The sequence below is a fragment of the Longimicrobium sp. genome, assembly GCF_048594345.1.
Lineage (GTDB): Bacteria > Gemmatimonadota > Gemmatimonadetes > Longimicrobiales > Longimicrobiaceae > Longimicrobium.
The window spans coordinates 105,687-132,021 of sequence record NZ_JBMDXM010000109.1 but is presented as its reverse complement, the minus strand read 5'-3'; the positions used below and the strand labels follow the sequence as shown (position 1 = coordinate 132,021).

The following is a 26,335-nucleotide window of genomic DNA, read 5'->3' as shown; positions in this document are numbered from 1 at the left end:
TGGGCGTGCTCGCACAGCCCGCCCGCGTTGAGGCGCCGGCGGAGCGGATGGCCGCCGCGTTCGTCGCCGCCACGTCGGCCATGTCGTGCGCGGCGGCGGCCGAGCTGATCGGGGTGCAGCCGGTAACCATCCGCAAGTGGCGGCGGCGCACGCCCCGTTCAGTCAAGGCGGCGACCACCGCCCGGCTGAACGCCTGGCTTACCGGAGATCGTTCCTCCACGGCCGACGAAGGGCTGCACCGCGCATTCAGCCACACCTTGCGCGGGGCATCCGCTCGCAGGTGAGGGCCCTGCGTTCCGCATCGCCTCAAAAGATTTTGCCGGATCTCCCCTGAGATCAGTCATCCTGCGGAAGGCCCCGGCGGCGCGCGCGATCCGGTCACGTTCGTCGCGGTGCCGCCGCTGCTTCCGGGCATCGTCGCACTCGCCAGCTACGTCCCTACCCGCCGCACCACGCGCGTCGATCCCATCATCGTGATGCGGCCGGAGTAGACGCTACGGCAAAAAGAATGGGCCTCACACGGAGTTAACGGAGTCAACGGAGTTTTCTCGTGCCTTTCCTCTGCTCTCGCGGTCCAACAAAAAGAATGGGCCTCACACAGAGTTAGCAGAGTCAACAGAGTTTGTTCGTGCCGGTTCCTCTGCTGACGCGGTGAGGTCCGATTCCCACGTGTCGGGTGCAGTGGGGGGCTGTCGAAGCGGCGCGAACTTTTGTAGGGATGTCGGAAACGGGAGGTAGATGGAATGCGGCAGGGGGCCATGAGAATTTTTTTGGAGAGGATGCGGATCGGCAGATGAGCTTGCGTGGCGCGTGGAAGCAGGCCATGCGCACCACCTGATGCGCGATCTTTAAGACCATCCGCCACTCGGGGCCCGGCGATTCGGGAGTAGGAGCCGTCTTGCCGCCCGCGACAGTAGATTAACTATGCTCACGGCCTGCGCCGGCCGCTAACTCCGCAACAATTTCATTGCTCGCGAATAGGATTTCCATGCGTCACATGCGTTTACACCGGCTGCTGATCCTGGCGCTGACGGTCCAGGGAGCGGCGTGCATCCCCCTGATCGCCGCGGCGCAGGCAGGTACGCTGGATCGCACCCGTGTCATGCACGTGGTCGATTCGATCGTGGGGGTGGAGATTGCCGCCGGGCGCGTCGCGGGGATGACGGTCGCGATGGTACGCGGACGCGACACACTCCTTCTCAAACCGTACGGCCGCGCGAACCTGGAGCTGGACGTCCCCACGCCGGACGAGGCGGTCTACGACATTGCATCGCAGGCCAAGACGTTCACGGCCGCCGCCGTCATGCTGCTGATGGAGCAGGGGAAGCTCTCGCCGGATGACCCCGTCGCGAAGCACCTGCCGGGGGTGCTGCCGGCGGACGCCGGCGGCAGGGTGACGGTGCGGCACCTGCTCACCCACACGTCGGGGATTCCGGAGTATTCGATCCTTCCCGCGTTCATCGACATCTGGCAGCGGTCGTATCCCGCCCCTCCGCCCGCTGACACCATCCTGAAGCTCGTCGCTCCGCTGCCGCTGGCATTCGAACCGGGGACGGCGATGGTCTACAGCAACAGCGGCTATCATCTGCTCGGCGCGCTGGTGGAGCGCGTGAGCGGCAAGAGCCTGGAGGACTACCTTGCGGCCGAGGTGTTTCCCAGGGCCGGCATGCGTTCCACCCGGCGCTACCGGGTCACCGAGATCATCCCCAACCTGACCAGCGGCTACGTCTCCGGGCCCAACGGACTTCGCCCGGGGCACGGCCAGGGAGACCACTGGTGGAATCGCGGCGCGAGCGGCTTTGTATCCACCGCCGCCGACGTCGCACGCTGGCTGCAGGCGCTGCACGGCAGCAGCATCCTTGGCGCGGAAGCGTACCAGGCCCTCGTCGCGCCCGGCACTCTCGCCGACGGCACCCCTCTGCGCTACGGCAGCGGCGTGGCGCTGCAGACCATGCGCGGACACCGCGCCTTCTCTCATGGCGGAGCCATCCCGTCCGGCTACAACTCCTTCGGCGCCTGGCTGCCGGACGACAGCCTGGCGGTCGTGGTCCTGTCCAACACACTGGGGGGAACCGACACCGAGGCCATCGTTGCGCGGATCGTCGGGGCGCTGCTGGGAGACCGCCGGCCCTCGCCCACGCCGTTCGCAGGCCCGGTTGAGCCGTATCTGGGCACCTACCGCTCCGCGGCGACCTACTTCTTCACGTCGTTCCGGATCGCCGCGGCGGACACGGGTGGCCTGACGGTGTCCATCGACGGCGGAGCGCCCCTCCCGCTCGCCCAGTACGGTGAAGACCGCTTCGCCACGGGAAACGGCTACATGTTCTACACGTTTCTGCGGGAGGGCGGCGTCGTGACCGGCGTGCGCGTCGAACATCCGGTCGGCGTCATGCGCTTTCGCAAGGAGACGGCTGCACCAGAGGAACAGCGACCATGACAGGATTGGACACGGAATCCGGGAAACACCTGTCACCGCGCTACATCCAATCGCTCTGGGCACGCCGCTCACCCCTGGTGAAGCGACTCGGCGTCCCGGCACCGGCCTGAACGAAGGCGGTCCGGTCATACCATTTCCATGATTCGCCGCGCACTTGGAGTTCTACTGCGGCTCACGCGGAGGGCGCGGAGACGCGGAGAACGTCATGCTTCTCCGCGCCTCCGGGTGAGATTCAGTTGTATCTACCTCCCCACTCGCGGAACCCTTTCCGGGCAACGCCCGGAAACACCCTCGTGACGGAAAGATCCTGCCGCCGCGTAGAGATTCTTCGGTCGGCGCCACGCTCCCCGGCGAACGGAGAGCACTGTGAGGCGCCTCCCTCAGAATGACACTTTTGTCGGATCTGGGTAAAAGCAGCCCGGCTCGATCCACTCGAGCCGGGCTGCTTCTGGATCATCCTTGGTCGGGCGATGCAACCGGAAAGCAGGCCGATTCGCGCGCGCCGCCTGCCCCGGCGAGCCTCAGCCCCCGCTGGACTCGCGGATCGCGCGGGAAATCACCTCTCCCACCACCTCCACGTTCCCCTTCTTCCACATGGTGTGGTGCGTACCGGGAACGCGCTCCACCCGGAACGGAGCGCCCCCCGGCATGTCTTCCCAGCCGCGGCGCGGGTTGTCGCCCGCATCGTCGGTGGCGAAGATGCAGGCGGAGACCGGGAGCGGCGGGGGGACGTACTCCGCGATGCTGCGCTTGAGGACGGCGATCCGCCGGTCCACCTGCTCCGCCCGGGCCACGGTGAGCGTTTCGGGAAGCAGCGCCCGCTCCTTGCACGCGGCGACAAAGGCCGGCAGGTCCATGCCCTCGGTATCCTCCCGCAGCGCCTGCAGCGCCTCGGGCGTCGCCGGCGCCACGCCGTTGTCCCGGGCCAGCAGCTCCAGCACCGTGAACTGCCGATCCCGTGGCGACTCCTGCTGTGCCGCGTTGGGGTAGACCGCGTCCAGCAGCCCCACGAACTCCACCGCGTGTCCCATCTTGATCAGCCGATCCGCCGCCGCATAGGCAAAGATTCCGCCCGCCGACCACCCCGACATGCGATACGGCCCCTCGGGCTGCACCTCCGTCATCATCTGCACCAGACGGGTCACCAGATCGTCCAGCGAGGTGAGCTCCTCCTCTTCGTTCAGCGGCCCCGGCAGGGCGTACATGGGGATCTCGGGGTTCAGGTGCGGGCGAAGGAGCTGCCCGTAGAAGACGATCCCCACCGCGTCGTGCACCACGAACAGGGGGCGCTCGGAGCCGGTTTCCCTGATCGGAATGGCGCGCGTGGTGCCGAACCACTCGCCGCCTCCCTGCATTCGCGCCGCGAACTCGTAGAGCATGGGGTACGCGAACACCTCGTCCACCGTCGCCGCCGGGTTCAGCGCCTCGCGCACCCGGGCGATCAGTTTCACGGCGAGCAGGGAGTGCCCGCCCAGGTCAAAGAAGTGGTCGCGCCGGGTCACCCGCTGCACCCCCAGCAGGTCAACCCAGATGGACGCCAGCACCTGCTCCGCCATCGTGCGCGGCGGCTCGGGGGCGCGGCGCGCGTACGACGCGCCGCCCGGCACCGGCAGCGCCCCGCGGTCCAGCTTGCCGTTGCTGGTACGCGGAAACGCCTCCAGCCGCACGTACGCCCCCGGCACCATGTACCCCGGCACACAGGCCGTGAGGTGCGCCGTCAGCGCCTCGGCCGAGGCCTGGCCAATCACGTAGGCCACCAGCCGCTTCTTTCCGGGAGCGTCCTCCCGCAGCAGCACCACCGCCTCGTGCACGTCGGGGTGCTCGCGCAGCCGCGCCTCGATCTCGCCCGGCTCCACGCGCAGGCCGCGGATCTTCATCTGGAAGTCGGTGCGTCCCAGAAAGTCCAGAACGCCGCCTTCCTTCCACCGCACCCGGTCGCCGCTGCGGTACAGCCGCGCGCCGGGCACGCCGGAGAACGGATCGGGGACAAAGCGCTCGGCGGTGTGCGCGGGATGGCCTTCGTACCCGCGCCCCACGCCCACGCCGCCGATCAGCAGCTCGCCGGAAACGCCCAGCGGCTGCGGATCGCCCAGTGCGTCGCACACGTACAGGCGCACGTTCCCCAGCGGCCGGCCGATCGGGTACCCGTCCACCTTGCCGTCCGCCGGCACCGTGTGCGCCGAGGCCAGGACCGTCGCCTCGGTGGGGCCGTAGAGAACGTACGTCCGCGCGGCCGGAAAGACGGCGCTCAGCTCCGCCAGCAGGCCGGCGGGGATCGGCTCGCCGCCCACGAAGATGCCGCGGACGTGGGCCAGGCGCGGCGCCTTGCGCTCGGCCTGCAGGATCTCGCGCAGGAGCATGGGGCCGCCGCTCAGGAGCGTGGCGTCCGGGATCTCGCCCAGGAGCACGCGGGCGTCCATCACCCGCGGCGGCGGGACCATGCGGACCTCCGCGCCGGAGACGAGCGGAAGAAGGAGCTCGAAAAGGGAGATGTCGAAGGCGCTGGGCGCCAGCGCGGGCAACACGTCGCCGGGGCCCACGCCGTACTCCGCGGCGGTGACGGCCAGCAGGCTGACCAGTGAGTCGTGCCGCACCTGCACGCCCTTGGGCCTGCCCGTGGATCCGGAGGTGTAGATGACGTACGCCAGGTGCTCCGGCCCCACCCCGACCTCCGCCCGGGCGGGGTCCGACACGGGCTGCGCATCCCACGCCGCCCGGTTGCCCAGGTCGACGAGCGGCACCCCGGCGCTGGCGAAGCGCCCGGCGATCGGCCCTCCCGTCAGCACCACGGCGGGCGCGCTCTCCGCCACCGCGTAGCGCAGGCGGTCCTCCGGATTTCCGGGGTCCAGCGGCATGTAGACGCCGCCGGCCTTGAGCACCGCCAGCATGGAGACCACCGTATCGATCCCCCGCTGAATGCACACCGCCACGCGCACCTCCGGCCCCACGCCCAGCGCGCGGAGGTGGTGCGCCAGCCGGTTGGCCAGCGCGTTCAGCTCCGCGTAGGTAAGGCCCTCCCCCATGAACGACAGCGCCACGGCGCCGGGTGTCCGCTCTACCTGGGCCTCGAACAGCTGGTGGACGCATGCGTCCGCGGGGAACGTGGCGTCGGTGGCGTTCCACGCCTCCACCACCGTGCGCCGCTCGGCCGCGGAAAGCAGCTCCAGCCGGTGCACCGGCCTCGTGTCGTCCGCCACCATCTGCTCCAGCACGCGGCGCAGGTAGCCCACGTGCCGCTCGACGGTCGCCCGGTCAAAGAGCGCAGTGGCGTACTCCACCGACCCCGCGATCCGCCCGCCGTACTCCCCCAGCGTCAGCGACAGGTCGAACTTGGAGGTCACCTCCGACAGCGAGCCCCCTGAGCCCGCCGGGTGCAGCGGACCCTGGGCCAGCCCCGGCAGCTCCAGGCTTCCGCCGGGCGCGTTCTGCCACGTGAACAGCACCTGAAAGATGGGGCTGTGCGCCCGGGTGCGCGTGGGGTGCACGCGCTCCACCACCTGCTCGAAGGGGATGTCCTGGTTCCGCTGCGCCTCCAGCGCGCGCGCCCTGACCCGGTCCAGCAGCCCGGCCGTCGTGGGCGCGCCGGAAAGGTCCACGCGCACCGGCAGGGTGTTGACGAAGAAGCCGATCAGATCCTCTACCTCCGCACGGCCGCGGTTGGCGCTCGGAGTGCCGATCACCACGTCGTCCTGCCCCGACAGGCGGGCGAGCACGGCGGCCCAGCCGGCCAGCAGCGTCATGAACAGCGTGGTGCCGTGCCGCTGCGACAGCGTCCGGAGCGCCGCGGCCAGTCCCTCGTCCAGCTCCAGGTTCACCAGCCCGCCGGCGAAGTCCTGCTTCGCAGGGCGCGCATGATCCGTCGGCAGCTCCAGCAGCTCGGGGGCGCCAGCCAACGTCTGGGTCCAGTACTCCGCCTGGGCTTCCAGCACCGGTCCTTCCACCCACTGGCGGTGCCACACGGCGTAGTCCGCGTACTGGATGGGGAGCGGCGGCAGCGGATCGGGCTCGCCGCGCGCAAAGGCGGCGTACAGCGCGCCCACCTCGCGGTGCAGCACGCCGGCCGACCAGCCGTCGCTGACGCTGTGGTGCATCGTCAGCAGCAGCCCGTTGTCGTCCGCCGCCATCCGGATCAGCCGCCCCCGGAACAGCGGCCCCTGCGCCAGATCAAAGGGCGCGTTCGTCTCCTCCTGCACGATGCGGCGCAGCTCGTCCTCCGCGTCCGCGGAAGCGCGGAGATCGTGCTCCACCAGACGGAATCCGCTCTCCTCCGCCGGGGCGATGCGCTGCACCGGCTCCTCGTCCACCGTGGGGAATGAGGTGCGCAGCGCCTCGTGGCGCGCGACGATGCGGTCCAGCGCGCGGACGAGGGCGCCGCGATCCAGCTCACCCCGCAGCCGCAGCCGCAGGGGCATGTGGTACGTGCTGCCCAGGTTCCCCAGCTGCTCCAGGAACCACAGACGCTGCTGCGCGAACGAGAGCGGGATGTTGCCCGTGCGATCCGCAGGCTCGATCGCGCCCCCTTCCGCGGGCGCGGGGCGCTCCAGCCCCCGCCCGAAGTGCGCCACCCCCCGCCGCGCAAACACGTCGCGCGCCGAGACCTCCACCCCCAGCGCCTGCCGAACGCGCGAAATCACGCGCACCGCCAGCAGCGAGTGTCCGCCCAGGTCGAAGAAGTGGTCGTGGCGGCCCACGCGCTCCGCGCCCAGCAGCTCCGCCCAGATCGCCGCGACCGCCACCTCCGCCTGGCCGGACGGCGCCTCGTACCCGCGCGCGGAGAACGCATCGCCTTCGGGCGCGGGGAGCGCCTTGCGGTCCACCTTGCCGTTGGGCGTCAGCGGCAGCGCGTCCAGCCGCACGTAGGCGGCGGGCACCATGTACTCCGGCAGGCGTTCGGAGAGATGCGCCCGCAGCACGTCCGCTGCGGCCGTCTCGTCACCCGCAACGTACGCCACCAGCCGCCTCTCGCCCGGCACGTCCTCGCGCACCAGCACCACCGCCTCGCGCACGCCGGCGTGCTCCGCTAGCCGCGCCTCGATCTCCCCCGGCTCGATGCGGAACCCGCGCACCTTCACCTGGAAATCGGTCCGGCCCAGGAACTCCAGCGACCCGTCCGCCAGCCAGCGCACCCGGTCGCCCGTCCGATAGAGCCGCGCGCCTGGTTCGGCCGAGAACGGATCGGGGGCGAAGCGCTCCGCCGTCAGCCCCGGCCGGCCCAGGTAGTCGCGCGCCACGCTGGCGCCGCCCAGCCACAGCTCGCCCGGTACCCCCACGGGTGCCACCCGGCCGCCGGGCTCCACCACGTAGAGCGTGGCGTTCCCCAGCGGCCGTCCCACCATCTGCCGCGCCGCCGCTTCCTCGCCCAGCCGGTGCGTCGCGCAGATGATCGCCGCCTCCGTCGGCCCGTAGAGCACGTGGATCTCGGCCGCCGGGAACGCCGTCCGCATCTCCTCCAGCAGGTCCGGCGCGACCGCGTCGCCGCCTACGAAGGCGTGGCGCAGCGTGTTCAGCACCCCCTCGGGCGTGGCGCGCACCTCGTCCACGATGCGGCGCATGAGCGCCGGGACGGCGTGCACCGTGGTGCACGCGGCCAGATTCTCCACCAGCCCCGGCACATCCACGACGCGGTCGCGCGGCACCAGCCGCACCGTACCGCCGACCAGCAGGGGGAGCAGCGTCTCGAACAGCCAGATGTCGAAGGCGAACGAGGCCAGCGAGGGAACCCGGTCGCCAGCGCCGAACCCGAACGCCTCACCCGCAACCGCCAGCGTGGCGCCGACGCTGCCGTGCGGCACGCGCACGCCCTTGGGGCGGCCGGTGGAGCCGGAGGTGTAGATGACGTACGCCAGGTGCTCCGCCGTCAGCCCGCCGCGGTCCGGATTGCCGGCCGGCTGCTCCTCCCACGCCGCCCCCGCCGACCCCAGCTCGATCACGGGGAGGGTGGCGTCGGCGAACAGGGGGCGCAGCGCGGGCTGGGTCAGGAGCGCCGCGGGAGCACCGTCCTCCAGCATGTAGCGCAGCCGCTCCGCGGGATACGCGGGGTCGAGCGGGAGATACGCCCCGCCCGCCTTGAGCACGGCCAGCACCCCCACCACCATCTCGAAACCCCGCTCCGTGCAGATCCCCACCCGCGCGTCCGGTCCCACGCCCAGGGTGCGGAGGTGGTGCGCCAGCCGGTTGGCCCGCGCATTCAGCTCCGCGTAGCTCAGCGTCTCGTTTTCATAGACGAGCGCGGCCGCGCCGGGCGTGCGCTCCGCCTGGGCTTCGAACCGCTCGTGCACGAACGTGCCGGCGGCGGGCGGCGCGCCAGCGACGGCGTTCCACTCTCCCACCACCACGTGCCGCTCTTCGGCCGAGAGCAGGTCCAGCTCCGAAAGCCGCGCGTCCGCGTTCGCGGCGGCCTGCTGCAGCACCCGCTCCAGGTGCCCCAGCATCCGCACGATCGTAGCGCGCTCGAACAGGTCGGTGTTGTAGGCCAGACCGCCGCGCAGGCCCTGCGGGTGCACGTTGAAGCTCAGCTCCAGGTCGAACTTTGTCGTCCCCAGTTCCGCCTCCACGGCCCTGCCCTGCAGACCGGCGATTCCACCGCCCGAGGCCGGGTTGCCGTCCTGCAGCGAGAACGCGACCTGGACCAGCGGGGAGTGGCTGAGGCTGCGCTCCGGCCGCAGCTCCGCCACCAGCTTGTCGAAGGGAAGCTCCTGGTGCTCGAACGCGCCCAGCGTCGCCTCCCGCACCCGCCCCAGGGCTTCGCGGAAGCTGGGATCTCCGCCCAGGTCCGTGCGCAGCACCAGCGTGTTGACAAAGAAGCCGATCAGCCCCGCGACTTCCTTTCTCGTCCGCCCCGCCATGGGGCTGCCCACGACGACGTCGTCGCTGCCGCTGTACCGGGAGAGCAGCACCTGAAAGGCGGCGAGCGCCACCATGTAGAGCGTCGCGCCCTCGCTGCGCGCCAGCGCCTGCAACCGCTCCAGCAGCTCGGCGGAAAGCTCGATCCGCTCGTTGGCCCCGCGGAACGTCTGCACCGGCGGGCGGGGACGGTCGGTGGGCAGCTCCAGCAGCTCGGGAGCGCCCGCAAGCTGCCCACGCCAGTACGAGAGCTGCCGCTCCAGGTTGTCGCCCTGCAGCTGCTCGCGCTGCCACACGGCGTAGTCGGCGTACTGCACCGGCAGCTCCGGCAGCGGCGACTCGCCACCCGCCTGGTACGCCTCGTACAGCGTCCACATCTCGCGGGCAAGCACCCCCATGCTCCACCCGTCGCTGACGATGTGGTGCATCGAGAGCAGCAGCACGTGCTCCTCGCCGCCCAGCCGCAGCAGCGCCGCGCGAAAGAGGGGCCCCGTCGTGAGGTCGAACGGCAGCCGCGCCTCGTCGGTGGCGCGGCGCGCCACCTCCACCTCGCGCTCCGCGTCGGGGAGCGCGGAGAGATCGTGGAGCGGCAGCGTGAATCCGCCGAACGGCGCGATCACCTGCACCGGCGAGCCATCCACCTCCCGGAACACCGTGCGCAACGCCTCGTGCCTGCGGACGATCTCGCCCAGCGCGCGCTCCAGCACCGCGGGATCCAGCGCACCCTCCAGGCGCCGTGCCACGGAGATGTTGTAGGTGGCGCTCCCCGGCTCCAGCTGGTCCATGAACCAGAGGCGCTCCTGCGCAAAGGAGAGCGGAGCGCCGTCACGATGGGCGCGGGGAACGATGCCCGACGAGCGGACCTGCCGCTTAAGCCTCGCCTCGATGAGCGCGCGCTTGTCGGCGGAAAGCTCGGGGCGCGGAAGCTCGACCGTGTTTTCCGAGGCCATCTCAGACTCCTGCAACGGGGTTGGATTCAGACAGCTGCTCGGCCGCGATGTCGGACAAGGTGGCTGCGTCTTCATAGATCCTGCGCTCGATCTCTCCCGCCATGGCTTCCAGCGTGGGCATGGAGAACACGGTGCGGATCGTCAGTTCCAGGTCGAACGTGTCCTGGATCTCGGCGAGCAGGCGCATGATCAGCAGCGAGTGCCCTCCCAGGTCAAAGAAGCTGTCGTGGACCCCCACCCGGTCCCGGCGCAGCACCTCCGTCCAGATCCCCGCCAGCACCTCCTCCACCAGGGTGCGCGGCGCCACGTACGCCACCTCCGCCGGCGCCAGGTCCGGCGCCGGCAACGCCTTGCGGTCCAGCTTGCCGTTGGGCGTCAGCGGCAGCGCCTCCAGCGGTACGAACGCGGACGGGACCATGTACTCCGGCAGGCTGCGCCGCACGTGCGCGCGCAGCGCCGCCGCCTCCGCGTCACCCACGACGTACGCCACCAGCCGCTGGTCGCCCGTCTCGTCCTCGCGCGCGGCGACGGCGCAGTCCGTAACGCCGGGTGCCTGGCGCAGCACGGCCTCGATCTCGCCCAGCTCGATGCGGAAGCCGCGCACCTTGACCTGAAAGTCGTTCCGGCCCAGGAAGTCCAGCGTTCCGTCCGGCTGCCAGCGCGCAAGGTCGCCCGTGCGGTACAGGCGCGCGCCGGGTTCGGCGCTGAACGGGTCGGGGACGAACTTTTCCGCCGTGAGCCCCGGCCGCCCCAGGTAGCCGCGCGCCACGCCCGCCCCGCCGATGTACAGCTCGCCCGGGACGCCCGCCGGCAGCGGGGACAGGTAGCGGTCCAGCACGTACACCCGCGTGTTGGCCACCGGCGCGCCGATGGAGACCTGCCCGCGGCCCACCTCCGCCTCCAGATGCTGCGCCGTGGACCAGATGGTGGTCTCGGTGGGTCCGTACACGTTCCAGAGCGCGCCGACGCGCGCGCGCAGCCGCGTGGCCAGCTCCGCGGGCAGCGCCTCGCCGCCGCTGAGGGCGCGCAGGCCAGGCGCGCCCTCCCAGCCGGCGTCCAGAAGGAGCCGCCAGGTCGCGGGTGTGGCCTGCAGCACGGTCCCGGCGCCCGCCCCCACCGCCTCCCGCAGCAGGGCGGGATCCGCCGCCGTGGCGCGGTCCAGGACCTCCACCCGCGCGCCCGAGAGCAGCGGCAGAAAGAGCTCGAGCACCGAGATGTCGAAGGACAGGGTGGTGATGGCGAGCAGCCGGTCCGTGGGCGCCATCGCCACGGTTCCGCGCATGGACCAGAGCAGGTTCACCACGCCGCCGTGGTGGTTCATCACCCCCTTGGGGCGGCCGGTGCTGCCGGAGGTGTAGATGACGTACGCCAGCGATTCCGGCCCCGCGCCACCTACCGGGTTCTCCGCCGGCTCCGCCGCCAGCCGCTCCGCCAGTGCGTCCACCTCCACCACCTCGACGCCTTCGCGCGCGGGGACGGCCTCGCGCAGGGCGGCCTGCACCAGCACCAGCGGCACGCCGCTGTCCTCCAGCACGTACGCCAGCCGCTCGGCGGGCAGAGCCGGGTCCAGCGGCACGTACGCGCCGCCGGCCTTGAGCACCGCCAGGACGCCGATCACCATCTCCAGGCTGCGCTCCAGGCAGATCCCCACCCGCACCTCCGGCCCCACCCCGCGCCGCCGAAGGTAATGCGCAAGGCGGTTGGCGCGCTCGTTCAGCTGCGCGTACGTGAGCGACGCGTCCTTGAAGCGCAGGGCCACCGCCCCCGGTGTGCGCGCCGCCTGGGCTTCGAACAGCTGGTGGATGCACCGGTCCGCCGGAAGCTCCGCATCGGTCCGGTTCCACGCCTCCAGCACCTGCCGCCGCTCGGCCTGCGGGAGCACCTGGATGGTGTCCAGCGGCCGCTCGGGCGCGTTCTCCAGCGCCTGGACCAGGCCGGCGAGCGCCGTGTGCATCAGCGCGCACACCCGCTGTGCGCCCACCTCGGCCTCCGCCTGCACCGACAGGGAGAACTCGTCCCCCCAGTCGTTCACGGCCAGGTTGAGCGGGTAGTTGGAGCGCTCCATGACCTGCAGGGTCTGGCTGGGCCCGCGCGCGGAGCCCTTTCCGCCGCGCCCTCCTCCACCACCCGCGTGACGGTAGTTGAAGAGCGCCGAGAACAGCGGCTCCGGCGCCGGCACCCCGCTCATCTGCTGCGCCAGCGCGAGCGATGCGTGCTCGTGGCGCACCAGGCTGGCCAGCAGCGCCTGCGTCCGGCGCACGCTCGCCTCCGCACCTTCCCCCACCCCGATGCGCACCGGCAGCGTGTTGATGAACGGCCCCAGCACCCGGTCCGCTCCCTCCCCACCCTGCATGCGGCCGAAGAGGACGGTGCCGAAGACGACGTCGCTCCGCCCCGAGACCCGCGCCAGCACCTGGGCCCACGCCACGTGGCACACGGCCGCCACGCTCACCCCCAGCGCCCGCGCACGCTCCCGCAGCCGCACGCCCAGTTCCGCCTCCACCCGCAGCATCCCCGGCTCCAGCCCCAGCCCGTCGCCGTGCACCTCGCGCAGCCCGAACGGCGCCGTCGGCTCGTCCACATCTCCCAGGAGCTCGCGGAAGAACGCCTCGTGCTCCGCCCGGCTCACCCCCAGGCGCGCCTGCGCCACGTAGTTGCGGAAGGGCAGCGGAGCCGGGAGCTGGTCCGCGCGGCCCTCCAGGTACGCCTCCATCTCCTCGCGCAACACGTCCGCGGTGGTATGGTCGCTGGCCATGTGGTGCAGCAGCAGCAGCAGCCCCCAGCGCCCCGCGACCGCCTGCCGGCTGACGTAGACACGCAGCATGGGCGCGTGGCGCAGATCCACGCCCTGATGCAGCGGATCGACGCGCTCGTACAGGTGCCTCGCCGCGTCGCCCGCGGCGGGGTCGACCTCCACCTCTTCAACGGAAAGCGGAGCGTGGCGCCAGACCACCTGCACCGGCTCCGGAAGACCGTCCCACACCACCGAGGTGCGCAGGATGTCGTGCCGCGCGATCGCGGCGTGCAGCGCGGCCAGGTAGGCATCCCGCCGCTCGCGGCTTTCAAAGGCGAGCGGCTGCGGGAGCAGGTAGGGATCGCTCTCCGGGCTGAGCCGGTGGTGGAACAGGATCCCCTCCTGCAGGGGCGCCAGCGGATAGATGTCCTGCACGTTCTCCGCGCCGCCCGGCACGCCGGCCACGATGCGGTCGATCTCCGCCTGCGTAAGCTCCACCAGCGGAAGCATCTCGGGCGTGATGGCCACGGAGCCGGCCGGGATCCGGTTCGGCGGGACCTGCACGTCGGAGCCGGGGCCTTCCACCGCGGCGGCGAGCTCCGCCACCGTGGGCGTAGTGAACAGGGCGCGTACGTCCGCGCGCACACCGCGCCGCCGCATCCGTTCGACCAGGGTGACCGCCAGCAGGGAGTGTCCGCCCAGGGCGAAGAAGTTGTCGTGCACCCCCACCCGCTCCACCTTCAGCACTTCCGCCCAGATCCCCGCAATCTGCTCCTCGGCAGGCGTGCGCGGCGCCACGTAGCGGTCCGCGTCCGCCGCGTACTCCGGCGCGGGAAGCGCCTTGCGGTCCAGCTTTCCGTTGGGCGTCAGCGGCAACGCCTTCAGGAAGACGAACGCGGACGGGACCATGTACTCCGGCAGGCTTCCCCGCAGGTGCTCCCGCAGCGTGTCCGCCTCCGCGTCACCGACGACGTACGCCACCAGCCGCCGGTCGCCCGGCACGTCCTCGCGCGCAATCACCACGCAGTCGCTGACGCACTCGTGGCCCCGCAGAAGGGCCTCGATCTCGCCGGGCTCGATGCGGAAACCGCGGATCTTCACCTGCGTGTCTACGCGCCCCATGAACTCCAGCGTCCCGTCCGTCCGCCAGCGCGCCCGGTCGCCCGTCCGGTACAGCCGTGCGCCAAGCTCTCCGCCGAAGGGATCGGGAACGAAGCGCTCCGCCGTCAGGCCGGCGCGGCCCAGGTAGCCGCGTGCCACCCCCGCCCCGCCGATCAGCAGCTCGCCCGGAACGCCCACCGGCTGCGCATTCCCGAAGGCGTCGCACACGTACAGGCGCACGTTGCCCAGGGGACGGCCGATCGGATGCCCCTCCACCCTGCCGTCCGCCGGCACCGGGTGGGTGGACGCCAGGATGGTTCCTTCGGTGGGACCGTAGAGGACGTGCGACTCCGCCGCCGAAAACACCTCCCGCATCTCCGCCAGCAGGTCAGCCGCGACCTGGTCGCCGCCCACAAAGGCGCGCCGCAGCCGGACCAGCCGGGGCGTCTCGCGCTCCGCCTGGACGATCTGCCGCATCAGCGCGGGGACGGCGTGGACGAGCGTGGCGTCCGCGATCTCCTCCACCAGCGCGGGCACATCCAGCACCCGCTCGCGATCTACCAGGCGCACCGACGCGCCAGAGGTGAGCGGAAGCAGCGCCTCGAAGAGCCAGATATCAAATGCGTACGACGCCAGCGCCGGCATCACGTCGCCCTCACCGACGCCGAACGCCTCGCGCGTGGCGGCCAGCAGGTTCGACAGGGAGCCGTGCTGCACCTGCACGCCCTTGGGGCGGCCAGTAGAGCCGGAAGTGTAGATGACGTACGCCAGCCTCGCGTCGGACGCGGGCAGCTCCGGCGCCGCATCGGATGCGGTATCCGGAAGCTGATCCACCCGCACGAGGGTGGCTCCGTGCTCCGGCAGCACCCCGGCCGTGCTTTCGGCGACGACCACCACCGGAAGCGCCGCGTCGGTGACCATCCACGCCAACCGATCCGCCGGATAGCTGGGATCCAGAGGCACGTAGGCGCCACCCGCCTTCCAAATCCCCAGCACGCCCACCAGCAGATCGGGCGTGCGCTCCATGCACAGCCCCACCGGCGTCTCGGGCCCGACGCCCAGCTCGCGCAGGTGGCGGGCGAGAACCGCCGCGCGCCGGTCCAGCGCGGCGTACGTCACGGCATCCTGGCCGGCCAGGAGCGCGGTAGCCTCGGGAGCACGGCGCGCCCACTCGGCGAAGAGCAGGTGGGCGGGCGGATCGGAGGTTTCGCGCGCCGTCTGGTTCCACGTCTCCAGCACCTGCTCGCGCTCCGCCTCGCCGAGCAGTTCCAGTTGCGACAGGCGCACGTCCGTGTCCGCGGCGACCTGCTCCAGCACCCGGGCCAGGTGGCCCAGCATCCGCTCGACCGTATCACGCTCGAACAGGTCGGTGCTGTAGGACAGCCCGCCGAGCAGGCCGCGCGGCGTGGCTACAAAGGCGAGCGACAGGTCGAACTTGGCGGCCTCCAGCTGCGTTCCCACGCCTTGCACGCTAAGCCCCGCGAACCCGCCGCCGGTGTCCTGGGCGTTGTCCAGCGTAAACGACACCTGAAAGAGCGGCGAATGGCTCAGCGAGCGCTCCGGCTGCAGCTCGGCCACCAGCCGTTCGAACGGCACCTCCTGGTGTTCGTACGCGCCCAGCGTCGCCTCGCGCACCCGCCGCAGGGCTTCGCGAAAGCTGGGGTCGCCCGAAAGGTCGGTCCGCAGCACCAGCGTGTTGACGAAGAAGCCGATCAGTTCCTCGGTCTCCTTCCTGGTGCGCCCCGCGATGGGGCTGCCTACGACGATGTCCTCGCTCCCGCTGTACCTGGAGAGCAGCACCTGAAACGCGCCCAGCAGCGTCATGTACAGCGTCGCGCCCTCGCTGCGTCCCAGCGCCTGCAAGCGGTCCAGCAGCTCACCGGAAAGCTCGATCCGCTCCTGCGCACCACGGAACGTCTGCACCGGCGGGCGGGGACGGTCGGTAGGCAGCTCCAGCAGCTCCGGCGCGCCCGAAAGGCGCTCCCGCCAGTACGAGAGCTGCCGATCCAGGGTCTCGCCCGCCAGCTGCTCGCGCTGCCAGAGCGCGTAGTCCGCGTACTGCACCGGCAGCTCCGGCAGCGGCGACTCCCCGTCCTCCCGGTACGCCGCGTACAGCGCCGACAGCTCACGGAAGAACACCCCCAGGCTCCACCCGTCGCTGACGATGTGGTGCATCGACAGCAGCAGAGCGTGCTCCTGGGCTCCAAGCCGCAGCAGCGCCGCGCGGAAGAGCGGGCCGGCGGCAAGGTCGAACCCGCGCCGCGCTTCCTCCACGGCGCGCCGATTGACCGCCACCTCGCGATCTGCCTTGCTCAGCCCCGACAGATCCTCCACCGGCAGCGCGAAGCCGCCGAACGGCGCCACCCCCTGCACCGGCGCGCCGTCTACCTCGGCGAAGACCGTGCGCAGCGCCTCGTGACGCCGGACGATCTCGCCCAGCGCGCGCTCCAGCGCCGCCTGGTCCAGTGCGCCCGCCAGACGCATCGCGGCGGGGATGTTGTACGTGGCGCTCCCCGGCTCCAGCCGGTCGATGAACCACAGCCGCTCCTGCGCAAAGGAGAGCGGCAGCGGCCCGGTGCGCTCGGCCGGGACCAGCGGCGGCAGGGCCACCAGCTCCGCGCGGCGCATCTCCTCTACGCGTACGGCCAGCCTCGCCACCGTGGGCCCCTCGAATAGCGCCCGCAGCGGCAGCTCCACCCCGAACAGCTCGCGCACCCGCGACACCACCCGCGTGGCCAGCAGCGAGTGTCCGCCCAGGTTGAAGAAGCTTTCCTCCACGCCCACGCGGTCCAGCCGCAGCACCTCTGCCCAGATCCCCGCCAGCACCTCTTCCACCGGCGTGCGGGGCGCTACGTACGCCTCCTCCGCCGGCGCGAAGTCCGGTGCCGGCAGCGCCTTGCGGTCCAGCTTTCCGTTCGGCGTCAGCGGCAGCGCGTCCAGCGGAACGAAGGCGGACGGCACCATGTAATCCGGCAGACCACGGCCCACGTGCGCCCGCAGCGCGTCCGCGTCCGCCGCGCCCACGACGTACGCCACCAGGCGCGTGTCCCCCGCCCCGGCCGTGCGCGCGACGACCGCGCAGTCCGCGACGCCGGGCGCCTGGCGCAGCACCGCCTCGATCTCACCCGGCTCGATGCGGAAGCCGCGCACCTTTACCTGGACGTCCAGGCGGCCCAGGTACTCCAGCACACCCTCCGCCGTCCACCGAGCGCGGTCGCCCGTGCGGTACAGCCGCGCGCCCGGTCGCGCCGAGAACGCGTCCGGCACGAAGCGCTCTGCCGTCAGGCCGGGCCGCCCCAGGTAGCCCCGCGTCACGCCGTGGCCGCCGATGAACAGCTCGCCCGGCACGCCCACCGGCTGCGGGCGCAGGGCCGCATCCAGCACGTACACGCGTGTGTTCGCGATCGGGCGGCCGATGGGGATCAGCCCGTCCGCGGCTTCGACCGCGTGGGTGGTGGACCAGACCGTCGTCTCCGTCGGCCCGTACATGTTGACCAGGCCGTCCGGCAGCGCGGCCGTGATCTGCGCCGCCAGGTCCGAGGGCAGCGCCTCGCCGCCCAGCAGGATGCGCTGCAGGCCCGACAGCGCTCCGATCCCGCTTTCCGCGATCAGCATCGCCGCGAGTGACGGCGTGCACTGCAGGTGCGTGACCGCATGGCGGCGGATCTGCTCCGCAATGGACTCTCCGTCACGCGCCTGCTCCACCTCCGGCTGGACGACGACCTTGAAGCCGCGCGCCAGCGTCCACAGCAACTCCAGCACGTGGATGTCGAAGGAGATGCGCGTCACCGCCAGCCAGGTGCCCGGCATCGGCCCGCCCACCCGCTCGTCCATCCCGGCGAAGAAGCTCACCGCGTTTCCGTGCGTCACCTGCACGCCCTTGGGCCGGCCCGTGGAGCCGGAGGTATAGATGACGTATGCCGCGTTCGCCGCATCCACCGGGGTCTGCGGCGCAGCGGCGGAACGGGATGCGATCGCGGCCGCGTCCTCATCCACCGAGACGATCCGCACGCCGTCCGCCGGCAGCAGGCCGCGCAGCGAATCCTGCGTCACCAGCAGCGGCGCGCCGGAATCCATCAGCATGTACGCCAGGCGATCCGCCGGATACGACGGATCCAGCGGCAGGTACGCGGCGCCGGACTTCAGAACGGCCAGCATCGCCACCACCATCTCCGCCGAGCGATGGACGCAGATGCCCACGCGCGCCTCCGGCCCGGCGCCCAACTCCAACAGGTGGTGCGCCAGGCGATTGGCCCGCGCATCCAGCTCCCCGTAGGTCAGCGACGCGTCCGCAAAGACGACGGCCACAGCGTCCGGCGTCCGCGCGGCCTGCGCCTCGACCAGCTGGTGAATGCAGCGGTCCGCCGGATATTCCGCCTCCGTGCGGTTCCAGGCCTCCACCACCAGGCCGCGCTCGTCCCCCGAGAGCAGGTCCAGCTCCGAAAGCCGCACGTCCGCATCCGCGGCGGCCTGCTGCAGCACCCGCTCCAGGTGCCCCAGCATCCGCGCGATCGTGGCGCGGTCGAAGAGGTCGGTGCTGTACTCCAGTACGCCGCCGACGCCGCCGTCGTGCGGGATAGCGGTAAGCGACAGGTCGAACCGGGTGGTCTCCACCTCCGCCGCCACCCCCTCCATCCGCAGCCCCGCCAGGCCGGAGCTGGAGCGGTCGGCGTTCTGCAGCGCGAACATCACCTGAAAGACCGGCGCGTGGCTCAGGGAGCGCTCCGGCTGCAGCTCGGCCACCAGCCGCTCGAACGGCACCTCCTGGTGCTCGTACGCCCCCAGCGTCCCCTCGCGCACCCGCCCCAGCAGCTGGCGGAAAGTGGGATCGGCCGAAAGGTCGGTGCGCAGGACGAGCGTGTTGGCAAAGAAGCCAATCAGCTCCTCCACCTCCTTCCGCGTGCGTCCCGCGATCGGTGATCCGACGACCACGTCCTCGCTCCCGCTGTACTTCGACAGCAGCAGCTGAAAGGCAGAGAGCATCACCATGTACAGCGTGGCGCCCTCGCCGCGGCCCAGCGCCTGGAGCCTGTCCAGCAGCGCGCGCGGCAGGGTGAACATCTCGCGCGCGCCGCGGTGTGACTGTACGGGCGGCCGGGGACGGTCCGTCGGCAGCTCCAGCAGCACCGGCGCGTCCGCAAGCCGCGCCTTCCAGTACGCCAGCTGCCGATCCAGGACCTCGCCTTCCAGCTGCTCGCGCTGCCACACGGCGAAATCCGCGTACTGCACCGCCAGCTCGGAGAGCGGAGACTCCTCGCCCTGGTGGTACGCCGCGTACAGCGCGCCCAGCTCGCGAAAGAGCACGCCCGACGACCAGCCGTCAAAGACGATGTGGTGGATGCACAGCAGCAGGACGTGCTCCTCGTCCGCCAGCCGCAGCAGCGCGGCGCGGATGAGCGGCCCCCCGGTGAGATCGAACGGACGCGCCGCATCCTCCCGCGCGCGCCGCCGCACCGCCGCCTCGCGCGCCGTCTCGTCCAGCCCCGTCAGGTCGTCGAGCGGGAGCGCAAAGCCGGCGAAGGGGGCGATCACCTGCACCGCCCTTTCATCCACCTCGCGGAACACGGTCCGCAGCGACTCGTGACGGCGCACGATCTCGCCGAACGCACGCTCCAGCGCCGCGGCGTCCAGCGCGCCGGTCAGGCGCAGCGCGGCGGCCAGGTTGTACGCGCTTCCGCCCTCCAGCCGGTCCAGGAACCAGAGGCGCTCCTGGGCGAACGAGAGCGGAAGGGGACGATCACGATCCACGCGCACGACGGGCGGCAGCGCCGGCAGCCCCGCGCGGCGTACCTCCTCCACGCGCGCGGCCAGCTCCGCCACCGTGGGCCCCTCGAACAGCGCGCGCAGCGGAAGGACCACGCCCAGTGCGTTCTGCACCCGCGCCAGCAGCCGCGTCGCCAGCAGCGAGTGCCCGCCCAGCGCGAAGAAGTCGTCGTCCACCCCGACGGTTTCCGTGCGGAGGACCTCGGCCCAGATCTGCGCCAGGATCTCCTCCGTCGGCGTGCGCGGCGCGGCGGGGCGGGTTTCCTCCGCCGAGATCACCGGCTCCGGCAGCGCCCGGCGGTCCAGCTTGCCGTTGGCCGTAAGCGGAAGCCCGTCCAAGCGCACGTAGGCGGACGGAACCATGTACTCCGGCAGCAGCGCCTTCAGGTGCGTCCGCAGCTCGGCGGGATCCGGGCGCGCGGCGTTGTCCGCCGGGACCCAGTACGCCACCAGCCGCCGGTCGCCCGCGTCCGCCTCGCGCGCCAGCACGGCGGCTTCCTTGATGGCCGGATGCGACGCCAGGGCGCTTTCCACCTCGCCCAGCTCCACGCGAAAGCCGCGCACCTTGACCTGCTGGTCGGCGCGGCCCATGGGCTCCACCTCGCCGTCCGGGCGGTAGCGGCCCAGGTCACCGGTGCGGTACAGCCGGTCGCGCGGCGCGCCCGTCCACGGGTTGACGAGGAACCGCTCGGCCGAGAGCACAGGGTCGTTCAGGTAGCCGGCGGCCAGGTGCGGCGAGCGCATCCAGATCTCGCCCACTTCGCCGATACCGGCCCGCTCGCCCGCGGCGTTGCGGACGAGGAGCTGCACCCCGGGAATGCCGCGTCCCAGGGGGATGATCTCCTTCTGCTCGGCGTCGGGATCGACCACGTGGTACGAGACGGCGCGCTGCGTCTCGGTGGACCCGTAGTAGTTGAAGACGCGCAGGTTGGGCGCGAGCGCGACGAGCCGCTGCACGTCCGCGCGACGCAGCACGTCGCCCACAAAGAAGGCGCGGCGCAGTGAATCGATCCGCTCACCCTCGGCCGCGTCGGCCAGCAGCTGGCCCATGGCCGGGGTCAGGTGCGCCACGGTAACGCCTGCCTCGCGCATCCACCGCGCAAGGTAGCCAGGCGTCCCCGTCTCGTCCGGCAGCGGCGCCACGACGGCGGCGCCCAGCTGAAGCGGGGTGAATACGTCGCGGTGCAGCGGGTCGTGCGCCAGGCCGCTCAGCAGGCTGAAGCGGTCACCCGCCCCCAGCCCGAAGCTGCTCGCCAGCCACGGCGTAAAGTGCGTGAGCGCGGAGTGGCGCCCCATCACCGCCTTGGGCGTCCCCGTGGTCCCCGAGGTAAAGGAGAGATAGGCCAGCGTATCCGGCCCCACTTCCACAGCCACGGGGGATGTGGACGCCGCGATGCCGTCCACCTCCTCCGCCGCCGCGTCGCCACGCGGGTGGAGGACGATGCGCGTACGGATCGTCTCCGCCAGCAGCGCCGCCACCTCGCCGGGCAGATCGGCCGCGGCGGCGAGGTGCAGGTGCGCGGCGGGGCGGGCGATGCGGACGTAATCGCCCAGGCGCGCGGAGGGATACGACGGATCCAGCACCAGAAAGGCGGCGCCGCTCTTCATCGTCCCCAGCAGCGCGCGGACCAGCGCCGCGCTCCGGTGGCCGGTGATGGCGACGACATCCCCCACGCCCACCCCGGCATCCGCCAGCGCGCGGGCCAGGCGGTCCGTCGCCGCGTCCAGCTCGGCGTACGTCCACCGCTCGCGCGGGTCCTCGACGGCCAGCGCGTCCGGCGTCTCCATCGCCCGCGCGGCGAACACCTCGTGCACGGCGCCGCGCCAGCTTTCGTCCAGCGGCTCGGCCGGATCGGGAAGGACGCCGTGCGCCGCTTCCGTGGTCAGCGACAGCGCGCCCACACGGGTTTCCGGCGCGGCCGCGGCCTGGCGCAGCACGCCTTCCAGCTGCGCCAGGAGAACGCGCATCCGCGGCGCGTCATAGAGGTCGGCGGCGTAGACCAGGTTGACGAAGATCTCCCCGCCCCGCTCCCCCACGTAGAGCGTCAGGTCGAACTTGCTGGACACCTCGCCGCCCGGACCGGCCCCCGCCACCTCCAGCCCCTCACCGCGAAAGGCGCCGCCCTGGAAGTTGAGGAGGTTGAGCATCACCTGGAACACGGGCGCGTGCGCCAGGCTGCGCTCGGGACGCACTTCCTCCCGCACCCGCTCGAACGGAAGCTCCTGGTGCGCGTACGCGGCCAGCGTGGTCTCGCGCACCCGCCCCAGCAGCTCGCGGAACGACGGATCGCCCGAAAGGTCGGTCCGCAGCGCCAGCGAGTTGAGGAACAGGCCCACCATCCGGTCCGTCTCCGCCCGCGTGCGCCCCGCGATCGGGGTCCCGATGACCACGTCTTCCTGCCCGGCGAGCCGGCCCAGGACTACGTCCAGCGCGGCCAGGAGCACCATGAACAGCGTGGCGCCTTCGCGGCGCGCCAGCGCCTGCACGTCCGCCGTCAGCCCGGACGAAACGACCAGGTGCTCCACCGCGCCGCGGTGCGTTTCCACCGGCGGACGCGGACGGTCCGTCGGCAGTTCCAGCAGCGCCGGCGCGCCGTCCAGCGCCTGCCGCCAGAACTCCACCTGCCGCTCCAGCGCGGCGCCGGACAGCTGCTCGCGCTGCCACACAGCGTAGTCCGCGTACTGCAGCGCCGGCTGGGCCAGCGGCGACGGCTCGCCGCGCGAAAAGGCGCCGTAGAGCGTGGAAAGCTCCTCCAGCAGCACCCCCAGCGCCCACCCGTCACCGATGGCGTGATGGAGGTTGAGCAGGAGCTGGTGCTCGTCGTCGGCGACACGGACCAGCGACGCGCGGAAGAGCGGCCCGGCCGCCAGGTCAAAGCGGTGCTGCGAGGCTTCGGCCGCCAGCCGGCCCGCTTCGGCCGGGCGCTCGTCCTCCGGCAGGTGCCGCAGGTCGGCGACGGTCAGGTCAAAGTCGGCCGGGGGCGCGGCGATGCGCTGCACGGGGACGCCGTCCACGGAGGGCAGCGTGGTGCGCAGCGGCTCGTGGCGGCGCACCAGCTCGGCCAGCGCGCGGCGCAGCGCGTCGTCGTCCAGGGCGCCGGCGATGCGGTAGGAGAACGGGATGGCGTACGCCGGGCTTCCCGGATCCAGCGCATCCACGAACCACAGCCGCTCCTGCGCAAACGTCACCGGCAGGTCGCCCTCGCGCGCCGCGGGGACGATGGCGTCGGCGCCGACGGCGCCGGTGCCGCGCAGACGGTCGATCTCGGCCGCGAGCTGGGAGAGGAGCGGCCGCTCGAACACGGAGCGGAGCGGAAGGTCCACGCCCAGCACCTCGCGGACGCGCGCGGCGACGCGAGTCGCGAGCAGCGAGTGCCCGCCCAGCTCGAAGAAGCTGTCCTCCGCGCCCACCCGCTCGCGTCCCAGCATCTCCCCCCATACGCCCGCCAGCATCTCCTCCGACGGCGTGCGCGGCGCGATGTACGACGCTTCGGGCGGCGCCAGATCCGGCGCGGGAAGCGCCTTGCGGTCCAGCTTGCCGTTGGGCGTCAGCGGCAGCGCGTCCAGCGGGACGAACGCGGTCGGCACCATGTACTCCGGCAGGCTCCGCCGCAGCTGCTCCCGCAGCGCGTCCGCTTCGGCACCGCCGACCACGTACGCCACCAGCCGCCGGTCACCCGTCCCGTCCTCGCGCGCGAGCACGGCGCTGTCCACCACGCCGGGCGCCCCGCGCAGCGCCGCCTCGATCTCCCCCAGCTCGATGCGGAAGCCGCGCACCTTCACCTGCTCGTCAAGCCGGCCCAGGTACTCGATCGTCCCATCCGCCAGCCACCGCACCTTGTCGCCCGAGCGGTACAGCCGCGCGCCGCCTTCCGCCGAGAACGGATCGGGGACGAAGCGCTCCGCCGTCAGTCCAGGGCGGTTCAGGTATCCGCGCGCCACCTGCGCCCCGCCGATGCACAGTTCGCCGGGCACGCCAACCGGCAGCGGCCGCAGCCCCGCGTCCAGCACGTAGACGCGGGTGCTCTCGATCGGCCCGCCGATGGATGGCGCCCGCGCGCCCTCCGCCTCCACCACGCCCGACGTGGCGACGACCGTGCATTCGGTGGGTCCGTAGTTGTTGGCGAGCGCGAACGGCATCCCCGCGCGGGGGCGCGCCCGCAGCCGGTCGCCGCCCGTCAGCATCCACCGCAGCGCCGTGTCCGCCGGCCACTCCAGCGCCAGCATGGGCTCCGCGACGGGGGTGGGGATAAAGGAGACGGTGATCGCGTGCTGCACCAGCCAGTCCCGCAGCGCCGGAGGATCGGCGCGCACCTCCTCGGAGACCACGTGCACCGACGCGCCGCAGGTGAGGTACGGCCACACCTCCCACACCGCCGCGTCAAAGCCCGGGCTAGCCACCTGCGTCGCGCGGTCCGCCGCGGTCACGCCAAAGGCGCGCACGTGCCAGGCGCACAGGGCGCCCAGCGACGCGTGCTCCACCGCCACGCCCTTGGGTGTCCCCGTGCTCCCGGAGGTGTAGACCACGTAGGCCGCGTTGCGCGCCGCCGCGCGGCCCGGCAGGTCGTCCGCGCTCTCCGCCGCCCACGCGTGGGCGTCCCGGTCTACCCGCACCACGTGCACGCCGTCCTGCTCCACCGGCGCGGCGCCCCGTCCGTCCGTCAGCAGCACCGCCGCGCCGGAATCGCGCAGCATCAGCTCCAGCCGCGCGGGGGGATAGGCGGGGTCCATGGCCACGTACGCCCCGCCGGCCTTGAGGGTCGCCAGGGTGCAGACCATCAGCTCCGGCCCGCGCTCCAGGCACACGCCCACGCGCGTCTCCGGGCCCACGCCCAGGCGCACCAGGTGGCGCGCCAGGCGGTTGGCACGCGCGTTCAGCTCGGCGTAGGTCAGGGTGACGGTCCCGCCCGTGGCCGCGACCGCCTCCGGGGCCCGCGCGGCCTGCTCCTGGAACAGCTCGTGGATGCTGTGGTCCGCCGGGTACTCGGCCTCCGTACGGTTCCACGCCTCCAGCACCCGCGCGCGCTCCGCATCCCCGATCAGCCCCAGCCGCGAAAGCCGCACGTCCGCGTCCTCGGCGACCTGCTCCAGCACGCGCTCCAGGTGGCCGAGCATCCGCTCCACCGTGCCGCGCTCAAAGAGGTCCGTGCTGTAGTTCAGTCCGCCGCGCAGGCCGTGGGGCGTCGGCGCGAGCACCAGGGAAAGATCGAAGTTGGCGCTCGCGCGCTCGGCACCGGCTCCGCGCACGCTCAACCCCGGCAGCGGTTCTCCCCCGCCTCCGCCGCCGCCTCGGCCCGCGGCGTCCTGCACCGTGAACATCACCTGAAACAGGGGCGAGTGGCTCAGGCTGCGCTCCGGCCGCAGCTCGGCCACCAGCTTTTCGAACGGAAGCTCCTGGTGCGCGTAGGCGCCCAGCGTCGCTTCCCGCACCCGCCGCAGGGTTTCGCGGAACGACGGATCTCCCGAAAGGTCCGTCCGCAGCACCAGCGTGTTGACGAAAAAGCCGATCAGCTCCTCCACCTCGCCACGCGTGCGCCCGGCGATCGGGCTGCCCACCACCACGTCCTCGCTCCCCCCATACTTCGCGAGCAGCACCTGGAACGCGGAAAGCAGCACCATGTACAGCGTCGCCCCCTCGCCGCGTCCCAGCGCCTGCAGCCGCTCCAGCAGATCGAGGGAGAACTCCACCGGCGCCATCGCGCCCCGGAACGTCTGCACCGGCGGGCGGGGATGGTCCGTCGGCAGTTCAAGCAGCTCCGGCGCACCCGCCAGCCGCTCGCGCCAGTACGCCAGCTGCTTCTCCAGCGCCTCACCCGACAGCTGCGCGCGCTGCCACACCGCGAAATCCGCGTACTGCACCGGCAGCTCGGCGAGCGGCGACTCACGCCCCTCGCGGTACGCCGTGTCCAGCGCCGACAGCTCGCGCAACAGCACCCCCGTGCTCCACTCGTCGCCGACGATGTGGTGCATCGTCAGCAGCAGCACGTGGTCTTCCTGGCCCAGCCGCAGCAGCGTGGCGCGGAAAAGGGGTCCCGCGGCAAGGTCGAACCCGCGCCGCGCCTCTTCCCCAACCCGGCGCCCGACCGCTGCCTCGCGATCCGCCTCGCCCAGCCCCGACAGGTCCTCCACCGGCAGGGCGAACCCGTCGAAGGGCGCGATCGCCTGAACCGGCGAGCCGTCCACCTCCGCGAAGACCGTCCGCAGCGCCTCGTGGCGCCGGACGATCTCGCCCAGCGCCCGCTGCAGCGCCACCTGGTGCAGGGTCCCTTCCAGGCGCCATGCGATGGGGATGTTGTAGACGGCGGCTCCCGGCTCCAGCCGGTCGATGAACCACAGCCGCTCCTGCGCAAAGGAAAGCGGCAGCCGCCCGCCCCGCTCCACCGGCACGATCGCAGAGATCCTGGGCGCGCTCCGCTGCAGCCTCGCGGCGCGCGCCATCTCCAGGATCCGTTCGCGTTCGGCGTTCGACAGCGTGGTGCTCATTGGCTCTGCGGGCAGTTCATTGCG

At 72.1% G+C, this 26,335-nt stretch carries 4 protein-coding genes; 2 read left to right on the top strand and 2 right to left on the bottom strand.

Going from position 1 to position 26,335, the window contains the following annotated elements:
- The first annotated feature begins 5 nt into the window (after positions 1-5).
- The gene (locus tag ACOJUJ_RS11965) at positions 6-284 is read left to right on the top strand and encodes a hypothetical protein (protein WP_420127108.1); all 279 of its coding nucleotides are present in this window, start codon (positions 6-8) and stop codon (positions 282-284) included.
- A gap of 713 nt (positions 285-997) precedes the next feature.
- A complete protein-coding gene (locus ACOJUJ_RS11960; RefSeq protein ID WP_420127107.1) occupies positions 998-2,437 on the top strand; it encodes a serine hydrolase domain-containing protein in 1,440 nt (479 codons plus the stop codon).
- A 521-nt stretch (positions 2,438-2,958) separates the two neighbouring features.
- On the opposite strand, the gene ACOJUJ_RS11955 is transcribed toward ACOJUJ_RS11960, so the two are convergent.
- Positions 2,959-10,230, bottom strand: a complete 7,272-nt coding sequence (locus tag ACOJUJ_RS11955; RefSeq protein ID WP_420127106.1) for an amino acid adenylation domain-containing protein — start codon at positions 10,228-10,230, stop codon at positions 2,959-2,961.
- A 1-nt stretch (position 10,231) separates the two neighbouring features.
- Positions 10,232-26,311, bottom strand: coding sequence for a non-ribosomal peptide synthase/polyketide synthase (locus ACOJUJ_RS11950; protein ID WP_420127105.1), 16,080 nt, complete (start codon positions 26,309-26,311; stop codon positions 10,232-10,234).
- Between the last annotated feature and the right edge of the window lie 24 nt (positions 26,312-26,335).